The sequence below is a fragment of the Neisseria sp. WLZKY-1 genome, assembly GCF_046546535.1.
GTDB lineage: Bacteria > Pseudomonadota > Gammaproteobacteria > Burkholderiales > Neisseriaceae > Neisseria.
This window is the reverse complement of sequence record NZ_JBKGTW010000059.1, coordinates 1-10,899: the sequence shown is the minus strand read 5'-3', so window position 1 is coordinate 10,899 and position 10,899 is coordinate 1. Positions and strand designations below refer to the sequence as shown.

General features: G+C 57.3%; 11 protein-coding genes and 1 riboswitch. Of the genes, 8 read left to right on the top strand and 3 right to left on the bottom strand.

Annotation, left to right across the window (positions count from 1 at the left end; genetic code table 11):
• The first annotated feature begins 221 nt into the window (after positions 1-221).
• The 5 genes from ACLD9W_RS11100 to fabB all read left to right on the top strand — a co-directional run bounded on the left by ACLD9W_RS11100 (position 222) and on the right by fabB (position 4,315).
• On the top strand, positions 222-680 hold the full coding sequence (locus tag ACLD9W_RS11100) for a hypothetical protein (RefSeq protein WP_410842079.1): 459 nt from the start codon (positions 222-224) through the stop codon (positions 678-680).
• A 71-nt stretch (positions 681-751) separates the two neighbouring features.
• On the top strand, positions 752-1,252 hold the full coding sequence (locus ACLD9W_RS11095) for a DUF1841 family protein (RefSeq protein WP_410842078.1): 501 nt from the start codon (positions 752-754) through the stop codon (positions 1,250-1,252).
• Positions 1,253-1,325: 73 nt separating this feature from the next.
• Positions 1,326-2,186 (top strand): phosphoribosylaminoimidazolesuccinocarboxamide synthase, encoded by an 861-nt coding sequence (locus tag ACLD9W_RS11090; RefSeq protein WP_410842077.1) that lies wholly within the window; start codon positions 1,326-1,328, stop codon positions 2,184-2,186.
• Positions 2,187-2,454: 268 nt separating this feature from the next.
• The gene (gene fabA, locus ACLD9W_RS11085) at positions 2,455-2,979 is read left to right on the top strand and encodes a 3-hydroxyacyl-[acyl-carrier-protein] dehydratase FabA (RefSeq protein ID WP_410842076.1); all 525 of its coding nucleotides are present in this window, start codon (positions 2,455-2,457) and stop codon (positions 2,977-2,979) included.
• 121 nt (positions 2,980-3,100) lie between these two features.
• Positions 3,101-4,315, top strand: a complete 1,215-nt coding sequence (gene fabB / locus ACLD9W_RS11080) for a beta-ketoacyl-ACP synthase I (RefSeq protein ID WP_410842075.1) — start codon at positions 3,101-3,103, stop codon at positions 4,313-4,315.
• Between the two features lie 111 nt (positions 4,316-4,426).
• Here fabB and trxA read toward each other — a convergent pair whose 3' ends face one another.
• Positions 4,427-4,756 (bottom strand): thioredoxin TrxA, encoded by a 330-nt coding sequence (gene trxA / locus ACLD9W_RS11075; RefSeq protein ID WP_410842074.1) that lies wholly within the window; start codon positions 4,754-4,756, stop codon positions 4,427-4,429.
• Positions 4,757-5,162: 406 nt separating this feature from the next.
• Entirely contained in the window at positions 5,163-6,761 is a 1,599-nt protein-coding gene (locus ACLD9W_RS11070; protein ID WP_410842073.1) for an isocitrate lyase, read from the bottom strand.
• A gap of 460 nt (positions 6,762-7,221) precedes the next feature.
• Positions 7,222-7,266, top strand: a riboswitch (PreQ1 riboswitch).
• A 5-nt stretch (positions 7,267-7,271) separates the two neighbouring features.
• On the opposite strand from ACLD9W_RS11070, the gene queF reads away from it, so the two are divergent.
• Entirely contained in the window at positions 7,272-7,742 is a 471-nt protein-coding gene (queF, locus tag ACLD9W_RS11065; RefSeq protein WP_410842072.1) for a preQ(1) synthase, read from the top strand.
• A gap of 10 nt (positions 7,743-7,752) precedes the next feature.
• A complete protein-coding gene (locus tag ACLD9W_RS11060; RefSeq protein ID WP_410842071.1) occupies positions 7,753-8,451 on the top strand; it encodes a 7-cyano-7-deazaguanine/7-aminomethyl-7-deazaguanine transporter in 699 nt (232 codons plus the stop codon).
• Between the two features lie 232 nt (positions 8,452-8,683).
• Here ACLD9W_RS11060 and ACLD9W_RS11055 read toward each other — a convergent pair whose 3' ends face one another.
• A complete protein-coding gene (locus ACLD9W_RS11055) occupies positions 8,684-9,265 on the bottom strand; it encodes a superoxide dismutase (RefSeq protein ID WP_410842070.1) in 582 nt (193 codons plus the stop codon).
• A gap of 214 nt (positions 9,266-9,479) precedes the next feature.
• Between ACLD9W_RS11055 and serS the strand changes: the two genes are divergently transcribed.
• The gene (gene serS, locus ACLD9W_RS11050; RefSeq protein ID WP_410842069.1) at positions 9,480-10,772 is read left to right on the top strand and encodes a serine--tRNA ligase; all 1,293 of its coding nucleotides are present in this window, start codon (positions 9,480-9,482) and stop codon (positions 10,770-10,772) included.
• Positions 10,773-10,899: the final 127 nt, after the last annotated feature.

Below are 10,899 nucleotides of genomic sequence, written 5' to 3'. Positions count from 1 at the left end.
CCGGACAAAGCGGTTCGATGGCTGCCCACTGGGCATCGGATAGGGTATATCTGGTCATATCTGTATGATACTGTGAAAAATTGAATGTCAACAGACCCTAGTGGATTGAGGCCGTCTGAAACGCATGGCAAACCGCTTCGCGCCACGTTAAGAAAGATGCGTCGAATGTCAGTTTCGGTTTACAATCCGCCCTTTGCAAAACACCAATAAAGAGAAACGCCATGAACCCAATGTTTGTCAAACCCGCCATCCGCATCTCCATTATCGCCGCCGTTATCACCGGCATCCTCATCCTCTTCGGCGTACGCTGGTGGGTGGCTGTGTTAAGCGTGCTGCTTGCCGCCGCTATCATTGCCCTGCTCGCTGTGTGGGCGGTGAAACGCCAGCGCAAACAGTTTGCCGACCGCCTCAAATCCTTCAACATCGACCCCGAAAGCGGCCGCATCAATCCCGCCGACCTGCGCCGCATGTACAACAGCGGCGGACAGGCGCAGCAGGACGCCGTGCTCATCTACTGCATGGCCAACAACAACTGCCCGCCCGACGAAGCGCACAAATTCTTCAAAGAAACCTCGCCCTTCAACGCCAAAAACCGTCAGGCGCAAATCAAAGCCATGCAGGAAATGCAGGCGCAGCAGCGCAAAGGAAAAGGCAAGGGCAAAGGCAACCGCTTTCATTAAATCACATAGGCCGTCTGAAAACGGATTCCGGTTTTCAGACGGCCTCAAACCGCAAAAGCCCACAGCAGATCATGTACGACGTAAACACCCACGACGTGCGCCGCTTCTTCGCCAACGTATGGAAAGAACGGCTCAACCCCCTCGCCCTCGACGGTTTGCAGCAAAAAGCCCTGCGCATCGTCGAAGCCCATCAGGAATACGCCGAATACCTCGAACACATCGAAGACTACCTCGACACCGAATGGAAACCGGAAAACGGCCGCGAAAACCCCTTCCTCCACCTCTCGCTGCACCTCTCCATCCAAGAACAGGCCGCCATCGACCAGCCGCCTGGCATCCGTGCCATCCACCAAGCCCTCACCGCCAAACACAATGGCGACTGGGTCGCCGCCGAACACCAAATGATGGAAGCGCTGGCCGAAACCGTGTGGGAAGCGCAGCGCTACGGCAAAGGCTTGGACGTCAACGCCTACATCACCCGCCTGCGCCGCCTCGTCGGCCTCGGCCAGGAAGAAAACGCCCGCATCAACCCGCACGAAGTGCCGCTGTCCGACAAAATCAGCGGCCGCTGAAATCCTGTAAAGGCCGTCTGAAACCCTTTTTTCAGACGGCCTTCCACCCTTCAACGCAACCTGAAAGAGCAGCATGAACAACATCAGCCTGAAAAAAACCTACTCCGGCAAAGTCCGCGACCTCTACGAAATCGACGACAAGCGCATGCTGATGGTCGCCAGCGACCGCCTGTCCGCCTTCGACGTTATCCTGCCCGAACCCATCCCCGGCAAAGGCGAAATCCTTACGCAAATTTCCAACTTCTGGTTTGAAAAACTCAAGCACATCATGCCCAACCACTTCACCGGCGACACCGTTTACGACGTTCTGTCCGAAAACGAAGCCCGTGCCGTCGAACAACGCGCCGTCGTCGCCAAACGCCTCACGCCCGTGAAAATCGAAGCCATCGTGCGCGGCTATCTGGCCGGCAGCGGCTGGAAGGAATACCAAAAAAACGGCACCGTCTGCGGCATCCGCCTGCCCGAAGGCCTGCGCGAAGCCGACAAACTGCCCGAAGTGCTGTTCACCCCGTCCACCAAAGCCGAAGTCGGCGGCCACGACGAAAACATCAGCTTTGCCGAGTGCGAAAAAATCATCGGCAAAGAACTCGCCGCCCAAGTGCGCGACAAAGCCGTCGCCCTCTATACGGAAGCCGCCGCCTACGCCGAAACGCGCGGCATCATTATCTGCGACACCAAATTCGAGTTCGGCCTCGACGAAAACGGCACGCTCACCCTGATGGACGAAGTGCTGACCCCCGATTCCAGCCGCTTCTGGCCGAAAGAACACTACCGCCCCGGCAGCAACCCGCCCTCCTTCGACAAACAGTTTGTGCGCGACTGGCTGGAACAAAGCGGCTGGAACAAACAGCCGCCCGCGCCGCAAGTGCCCGCCGACATCATCGAAAAAACCGCCGCCAAATACCGCGAAGCCCTGCGCCTGCTCACCGAGTAAACCGCACTGCTTTCAGACGGCCTCCGCCTGCGGCAAGAGGCCGTCTGAAAGCCGAGTTTTCAAAGACCCAACAGGCTTGGGATACACGAAACACCTCCCTTTACGGGAGGCGTTTCGCGCTTCCCTTTCTACCAGCGCACCGCTACATGTAAATTCTGCTAAATACCCCGGCAGCGCATTGCGGGATTGCCCGCGCTGCAATAGAATGCACCTCTTTTAGAGCTTAGTCTCTAAACTCGAATCACAACATCCGATGCAAAGGACACCCATGACCACCTTCCCCCCCCAATCCAGCTACACCAAAGAAGAACTGCTCGCCTGCGGGCGCGGCGAACTGTTTGGCGCGGGCAACGCCCAGCTGCCGCTGCCCGACATGCTGATGATCGACCGCATCGTCGAAATCAACAACACCGGCGGCAAATACGGCAAAGGCGAAATCATCGCCGAACTCGACATCAACCCCGACTTGTGGTTCTTCGGCTGCCATTTCCAGGGCGACCCCGTAATGCCCGGCTGTCTCGGCCTAGACGCCATGTGGCAGCTGGTCGGCTTTTTCCTCGGCTGGACGGGCGCTCCCGGGCGCGGCCGCGCGCTGGGCTGCGGCGAAGTGAAATTCAGCGGCCAGGTGCTGCCCAAACACAAAACCGTGCGCTACCACATCCACATCAAACGCGTGATGAACAGCAAACTGGTGCTGGGCATCGCCGACGCCGAAATGAGCGTGGACGGCCGCCCCATCTACGAAGGCAACGGCCTGCGCGTCGGCCTGTTCACCACCACCGACGACTTCTAAACCGTCCTTTCAGGCTGCCCCCAATCCCCAAACAGGCAGCCTGAAAACCACCCGCAAGCCGCCACACCAACCCAGGCCGTCTGAAAACCTTTCAGGCTGCCACCCCACCGGAGTTTGAACCATGAAACGCGTCGTCGTAACCGGCATCGGCATCGTCTCCAGCCTCGGCAACAACTGCCGCGAAGTCCTCGCTGCCCTGCAAAACCTGAAATCCGGCATTTCGTTCGACGAAAGCTACCGCGAAATGGGCATGCGCTCCCACATCGCCGGCAACATCAAAATCGACCCCAAAGACCACATCGACCGCAAAATCCTGCGCTTTATGGGCAACGCCCCCGCCTACGCCTACATCGCCATGCAGGAAGCCATCGCCAACGCCGGCCTCACCGAAGAGCAGGTTTCCAATATCCGCACCGGCATCGTCGCCGGCAGCGGCGGCGCTTCCTCCGCCAGCCAGGTCGAAGCCGCCGACATCCTGCGCGCCAGCGGCGTCAAACGCGTCGGCCCCTACGGCGTGACCAAAACCATGGCCTCCACCGTTGCCGCCTGCCTGGCCACGCCGTTTAAAATCAAAGGCGTAAACTATTCCATCAGCTCCGCCTGCTCCACCTCCGCCCACTGCATCGGCCACGCCGCCGAGCTTATCCAGCTGGGCAAACAAGACATCGTGTTCGCGGGCGGAGGCGAGGAAGTGTCGTGGCAGATGAGCAGCCTGTTCGACGCAATGGGCGCCCTGTCGAGCAAATACAACGACACCCCCGAACGCGCCAGCCGCGCCTACGACGCCGCGCGCGACGGCTTCGTGATTTCCGGCGGCGGCAGCATTCTGGTGATGGAAGAATACGAACACGCCAAAGCACGCGGTGCGAATATTTTGTGCGAACTCACCGGCTACGGCGCCACCTCCGACGGCTACGACATGGTGCAGCCCTCCGGTGAAGGCGCCGTGCGCTGCATGCAGATGGCACTCGCCCAACACGGCGGCAGCGTCGACTACATCAACGCCCACGGCACCTCCACCCCCGTCGGCGACACCAAAGAACTCGGCGCCATCCGCGAAGCCTTCGCCGGCCGGGACATCCCGCTGATCAGCTCCACCAAATCCCTCTCCGGCCACGCCCTCGGCGCCGCCGGCTCCAACGAAGCCATCTACTCCATCCTGATGATGCAAAACGACTTCGTCTGCGCCAGCGCCAACATCGAAACGCTCGACGAACAGGCCGCCGACCTGCCCATCGTCCGCGAAAACCGCCCCGCCAAACTCAATGCCGTAATGTCCAACAGCTTCGGCTTCGGCGGCACCAACGCCACCCTGATTTTCAGCAGGGTCGAATAAAGGGCAGCCAAAAGCCGTATTGTTTGTGCAATACGGCTTTTCAGACGGCCTCAAAAGTAAAAACGGTATGCCTGCGGGCATACCGTTTTCTTTTTTCCGTTTTGCCGTGACTTAAATCGACGCGTTAATAAACGCAGTCAGCTGGCCTTTTGCCAGTGCGCCGACTTTGGTGGCGACGTTTTGGCCGTCTTTAAATACCATCAGCGTCGGAATGCCGCGCACGCCGAAGCGGGTGGGGGTTTGCTCGTTTTCGTCGATGTTGATTTTGACGACTTTCAGACGGCCTGCAAATTCGGCTGCGATGTCGTCCAAAATCGGAGCGATCATTTTACACGGGCCGCACCAGGGCGCCCAGAAGTCCAGCAATACGGGCACGTCGGATTTCAATACGTCCTGTTCGAAGCTGGCATCGGTGGCATGTACGATTAATTCGCTGCTCATTTTTTGTCCTTTTTAAGGGTTGGAAAGATACGGCGGACAGAATAGTGGCTAAGCATGCCGATTTCAAGTGCGGCGCGGCATGATAGTTTTGCGGTATGGAGGCGATACCCGTCTCCGGGCGGCAAAGGCCGTTCCCGCCTACGCGGGAATGACGTTTCTGAACGCCGGGCGACCACGAAGCAAAAGCGAATTATGCCAGCACTCAAATGCAAAAAGCGGCAACCCTTGCGGGGTTACCGAATACCTCAAATCAGAGATTTACGCTTCACAAACATACAGGCTAGGCCTGCACTCTGTCCGTTCGACTCAACTTCGCACGGACAAAGACGGTCGGTTTTCAGACGGCCTAACGGCTTTTTTCTGCTGCGGCCTTTACGGCCGTCTGAAAACCCTGTGGCGTCACGAATCAGTGGAACTGGTTCATGGTGTTGTCTTTGCCGCCCGCTTTCAAAGCGGCTTCGCCGGCAAAGTATTCTTTGTGGTTGTCGCCGATGTCGGAGCCCGCCATGTTCTGATGTTTCACGGTGGCGATACCCTGGCGGATTTCCTGACGCTGCACGCCTTTCACATAGGCCAGCATGGCTTCGTCGCCGAAGTAGCCTTTGGCCAGATTGTCGGTGGACAGGGCGGCGGTGTGGTAGGTCGGCAGGGTAATCAGGTGGTGGAAGATGCCGGCTTGGGCGGAGGCGTCACGCTGGAAGGTGCGGATGCGCTCGTCGGCTTCTTTGGCCAGCTCAGTGTCGTCGTATTCGGCCGACATCAGTTTGGCGCGGTCGTAAGCGGATACGTCTTTACCGGCTTCTTTCCAAGCGTCGAACACCTGCTGGCGGAAATTCAGCGTCCAGTTGAACGACGGGCTGTTGTTGTACACCAGCTTGGCGTTGGGGATAACCTGGCGCACGCGATCAATCATTTCCTTAATCTGGCCGATATGCGGTTTTTCGGTTTCGATCCACAAAAGGTCGGCGCCGTTTTGCAGGGAGGTGATGCAGTCGAGTACCACTCGGTCGACACCGGTGCCTTTTCTAAACTGGAACAGGTTGCTCGGCAGGCGGGTGGGCTTGATGGTTTTGCCGTTGGTGTTGACGATAACGTCGCCTGCTTTCACTTGGCTCAGGTCGGTGATTTCTTCGCCTTCGAGGAAGCTGTTGTATTGGTCGCCCAAGTCGCCCGGTTGGGTGGAGAAGGCGATTTGCTTGGTCAGACCCGCGCCGAGGGAGTCGGTGCGCGCAACAATCACGCCGTTGTCCACACCCAACTCCAAGAATGCGTAGCGCACTGCGTTGATTTTAGCGAGGAAGTCGACGTGCGGCACGGTAACTTTGCCGTCTTGGTGGCCGCATTGTTTTTCGTCGGACACCTGGTTTTCAATCTGGATGCAGCACGCGCCCGCTTCGATCATTTTTTTCGCCAGCAGATAGGTGGCTTCCGCGTTGCCGAAACCAGCGTCGATGTCGGCGATAATCGGCACGACGTGTGTTTGGAAATTGTCGATTTGGTTTTGGATGTCGGCGGCTTTGGCGGTGTCGCCGGCGGCGCGGGCTTCGTCGAGCGCGGTAAACAGCAGATCAAGCTCGCGGGCGTCGGCCTGTTTCAGGAAGGTGTAGAGCTCTTCAATCAGCGCGGGCACGGAGGTTTTTTCGTGCATGGACTGGTCGGGCAGCGGGCCGAACTCGGAGCGCATACCGGCAACCATCCAGCCGGAAAGGTAGAGATAGCGTTTGTTGGGCGTTTGGTGGTGTTTTTTCACTGCAATCAGCTTCTGTTGGCCGACAAAGCCGTGCCAGCAGCCCAGCGATTGGGTGTAGTTGGCCGGGTTTGCGTCGTATTCGGCCATATCGCGGCGCATGATGTCGGCCGTGTATTTGGCGATGTCCAAACCGGTTTTGAAACGGTTTTGCAGACGCATACGGGCGACGTATTCGGGCGTGATGGCCGCCCAGCCGCTGCCGTTGGCCTGTTTGGTTTGTTCTGCTGCTTTGATTTCTTCTTGGTATTTAGCCATTTGAAAGCTCCTTTGTTCTCGCTTGATTTTTGGATAAGGCCGCCTGCTGCATTTGTAGTTCCATGTAGTCGGCTGGCGTGAACGGGAATTTACCTGCGTTTATGCTGCTTGCCAAGCACCGAAAACGGATTTTTCGTGCCACGTAACCCTGCCGCAGGCAAAAATCAGGCCGGTTTTTAAAATTTTTTCGCCGCATGCCCCGCTTTGCGCGGATTTTATGCCTGTCAAAAGCCGTTTTAAGAAATTTAGTGGCTATTTAGATATTATTGGAAGCAGTCTGCGAAAAAACATTTTGATTTAAAACGAATAAAACATTCGTATTTTTGTAATCTTTTGTAGTATTAAACATAAAGGCCGTCTGAAAACGATGGTGTAGAGGCGAAAAAGCCCGGCATTGCACGGCAAAACGCGATTTTCTTTTGCGCTTTCGCCGCTTTGCCTTACAATCCGCGCCTTTTCGCAAACTGTGGTTCGCAATCCCCCCACAATAAAAAACTAAGGAAACCTTCAATGTCCCGTTCTTCAGAAGAACTGCACGGCCTCTCGCTTTTGGGCGGCCACACGCAGTATCAAAGCCAATATGCTCCCGAAGTTTTGGAAGCGTTCGACAACAAACATCCCGACAACGATTATTTCGTCAAATTCGTCTGTCCCGAATTCACCAGCCTCTGCCCGATGACCGGCCAGCCCGATTTTGCCACCATCGTTATCCGCTACATTCCCGACATCAAAATGGTGGAAAGCAAATCGCTGAAACTTTATCTTTTCAGCTTCCGCAACCACGGCGACTTCCATGAAGACTGCGTCAACATCATCATGAAAGACCTGATTGCCCTGATGCAGCCGCGCTACATCGAAGTGCACGGCATCTTCACCCCGCGCGGCGGCATCGCCATCCATCCCTTCGCCAACTGGGGACGCCCCGGCACGCCTTTCGAACAAACCGCACGCGAACGCCTGCTGCGCCACGACATGGACTAAGGAGAGCGACATGTACCAATTCACCCCGCAACAACAGCAAAAAGCCCTGCGCTGGCTCGTCGTGTTCCACATCGCCGTTATCGCTTCCAGCAACTATCTGGTGCAGTTTCCCTTCACCATCACCCTGCCTAACGGCTATCAGGTGCACTCCACTTGGGGCGCGTTCACCTTTCCCTTTATCTTTCTTGCCACCGACCTGACCGTGCGCATCTTCGGCCAGCGGCTGGCGCGGCGCATCATCTTCTTCGTCATGTTCCCCGCTCTTATCCTCTCCTATGCCTTCTCCGTCGTCTTCCAAGACGGCAGCTGGACGGGCTGGACGGCGCTGGCGCAGTTTAACGGCTTCGTCTTCCGCATCGCCCTGGCAAGCTTCGCCGCCTATGCCGTCGGCCAGATACTCGACATCTTTGTCTTCAACAAACTGCGCCGCCTGAAATCGTGGTGGATTGCGCCCACCGCCTCCACCTTCCTCGGCAACGCCGTCGACACCGTGCTCTTCTTTTCCATCGCCTTCTACGCCGGCAGCGACGCCTATATGGCCGAACACTGGCCGCACATCGCCTTTGTCGATTATCTGTTCAAACTCACCATCTGCGCCCTGTTCTTCCTGCCTGCCTACGGCGTGATTCTGAACATCCTCACCAAACGCCTCACCACGCTGGAAAAAGCGGAAGACCCCGCCCCGTCGCCCGCGCATCAGGCGCAATAGCCCCGGCAGTAAAAAGGCCGTCTGAAAAGAGCAAAAGGCTTTTTCAGACGGCCTTTTCCGTTCAGACGGCCTTTCGGGTATCTTCCCAATGCCGTCAGGCCGTCTGAAAACCGCCATCCCGCTTTCAGACGGCCCGAACCGACAGACAAAAGCTGAGCAGAAAGAGGCCGTCTGAAAACCCTGTTTCGGATTTTCAGACGGCCTCTTTGTCCTAAAAATCAAGCAGCCGGAATCAGGCGGCGAAGCGGCGGGCGACTTCGTCCCAGTTGACGATTTCCCAGAAGCCGCTCAGATAGTTGGGGCGGCTGTTGCGGTAGTCGATGTAGTAGGCGTGCTCCCACACGTCGCAGGTCAAAAGCGGCACATTGTCGCTGTTGAGCGGCGTGGCGGCGTTGGAAGTGGACACCAAATCCAATTCGCCCGACGGGGTTTTCACCAGCCATGCCCAGCCCGAGCCGAACGTGCCGGCGGCGCAGGTGTCGAAGGCTTTTTGGAAGGCTTCGAAGCTGCCCCATTTGGCGTCGATTGCGGCGGCCAGTTCGCCCGAAGGTTTGCCCTGGCCTTTGGGGGTGAAACCGAGCCAGTAGAAAGTGTGGTTCCAGGTTTGCGCCGCGTTGTTGAACACGCCGCCGGACGCTTTTTTCACGATTTCTTCCAGCGGGGCGTTTTCAAACTCCGTGCCTTTGATTTGGTTGTTCAGATTGGTGATGTAGGTCTGGTGGTGTTTGCCGTAGTGGTATTCCAAAGTTTCTTTCGACAGATGCGGCTCGAGCGCATCCAAGGCATACGGTAATTCGGGCAGTTTGTGTTCCATTTTGATACTCCTGTTATGTGTTTTATGGATAAAGCCGTCTGAAAACGGCTTGGCGATTCTACCCGACACCATGCATCGCGCCGATTGGATTTTTCTCCGCCCGCCATAGGAGACGTTTACGGCAGAGGCCGTCTGAAAGACGCCGCCCGTATTTCCCCGCTTTAAAATCGTTTACAATGCGCCCCGTTTTGTTTACCGAATGAAAGCCCGAAAAATGCTCGACATCCAACTTCTGCGCGGCGACACCGCCGCCGTTGCCGCCCGCCTCGCCCAACGCGGCTTTGCTTTTGACACCGCGCGTTTTGAAACCCTCGAAAACCGCCGCAAAGATCTGCAGGTTAAAACCGAAGAGCTGCAAGCCTCGCGCAACAGCATTTCCAAACAAATCGGCGCGCTCAAAGGCCAGGGCAAACACGACGAAGCGCAGGAAGCGATGAACCAAGTCGCGCAAATCAAAACCGATTTGGAGCAGGCCGCCGCCGATTTGGAAGCTGTGCAGGCCGAATTGGATGCCTGGCTGATGGCGATTCCCAACCTGCCGCACGAGAGCGTGCCCGTCGGCAAAGACGAAAGCGAAAACGTCGAAGTGCGCCGTGTCGGCGAACCGCGCCAATCCGACTTTGAAATCAAAGACCACGTTGATTTGGGCGAACCCTTGGGGCTGGATTTTGAAGGCGGCGCGAAACTTTCCGGAGCACGCTTTACCGTGATGAAAGGCCAAATCGCCCGCCTGCACCGCGCCCTCGCCCAATTCATGCTCGACACCCACACGCAGCAGCACGGCTACACCGAACACTACACCCCCTACATCGTCAACGACACCGCCCTGTTCGGCACGGGCCAATTGCCTAAATTCGGCGAAGACCTGTTTCACGTTACCCGTGGCGGCGACGAGAGCAAAACCACGCAATACCTGATTCCCACCGCCGAAGTAACGCTCACCAACACCGTGGCCGACAGCATTTTGGCCGAACAGGATCTGCCGCAAAAACTCACCGCCCACTCGCCCTGTTTCCGCAGCGAGGCCGGCTCATACGGCAAAGACGTGCGCGGCCTTATCCGCCAGCACCAGTTTGACAAAGTCGAAATGGTGCAAATCGTCCGCCCCGAAACCTCCTACGACGCGCTGGAAGAAATGGTCGGCCACGCCGAAAACATCCTCAAAGCACTCGAATTGCCCTACCGCGTCATCACCCTGTGCACCGGTGACATGGGCTTCGGCGCGGCCAAAACCTACGACTTGGAAGTGTGGGTGCCCGCGCAAAACACCTACCGCGAAATCTCCAGCTGCTCCAACTGCGAAGACTTCCAAGCCCGCCGCATGAAAGCGCGTTTCAAAGACGAAAACGGCAAAAACCGCCTCGTCCACACCCTCAACGGCTCCGGCCTCGCCGTTGGCCGCACCCTCGTCGCCGTATTGGAAAACCACCAAAACGCCGACGGCAGCATCAACATCCCCGCCGCCCTGCGCCCGTATCTCGGCGGCGCGGACAAGCTGTCCGTTTGAGCCGGGCATAGGGTGTGTTGACAATCAGCTTGCGAGACGGTTTTTTGAGTAAAAAATGCCCGAATGCAAGGAAAAAAGCACAGCAAGGTTGGACACCTTGCGAGCATTTTTGACGCGGCAGGCGGGT

Coding starts and splice junctions, on each gene's coding strand:
- ACLD9W_RS11100 (WP_410842079.1), top strand. CDS start 222: ATGAACCCAATGTTTGTCAAACCCGCCATCCGCATCTCCATTATCGCC.
- ACLD9W_RS11095 (WP_410842078.1), top strand. CDS start 752: ATGTACGACGTAAACACCCACGACGTGCGCCGCTTCTTCGCCAACGTA.
- ACLD9W_RS11090 (WP_410842077.1), top strand. CDS start 1,326: ATGAACAACATCAGCCTGAAAAAAACCTACTCCGGCAAAGTCCGCGAC.
- fabA (WP_410842076.1), top strand. CDS start 2,455: ATGACCACCTTCCCCCCCCAATCCAGCTACACCAAAGAAGAACTGCTC.
- fabB (WP_410842075.1), top strand. CDS start 3,101: ATGAAACGCGTCGTCGTAACCGGCATCGGCATCGTCTCCAGCCTCGGC.
- trxA (WP_410842074.1), bottom strand. CDS start 4,756: ATGAGCAGCGAATTAATCGTACATGCCACCGATGCCAGCTTCGAACAG.
- ACLD9W_RS11070 (WP_410842073.1), bottom strand. CDS start 6,761: ATGGCTAAATACCAAGAAGAAATCAAAGCAGCAGAACAAACCAAACAG.
- queF (WP_410842072.1), top strand. CDS start 7,272: ATGTCCCGTTCTTCAGAAGAACTGCACGGCCTCTCGCTTTTGGGCGGC.
- ACLD9W_RS11060 (WP_410842071.1), top strand. CDS start 7,753: ATGTACCAATTCACCCCGCAACAACAGCAAAAAGCCCTGCGCTGGCTC.
- ACLD9W_RS11055 (WP_410842070.1), bottom strand. CDS start 9,265: ATGGAACACAAACTGCCCGAATTACCGTATGCCTTGGATGCGCTCGAG.
- serS (WP_410842069.1), top strand. CDS start 9,480: ATGCTCGACATCCAACTTCTGCGCGGCGACACCGCCGCCGTTGCCGCC.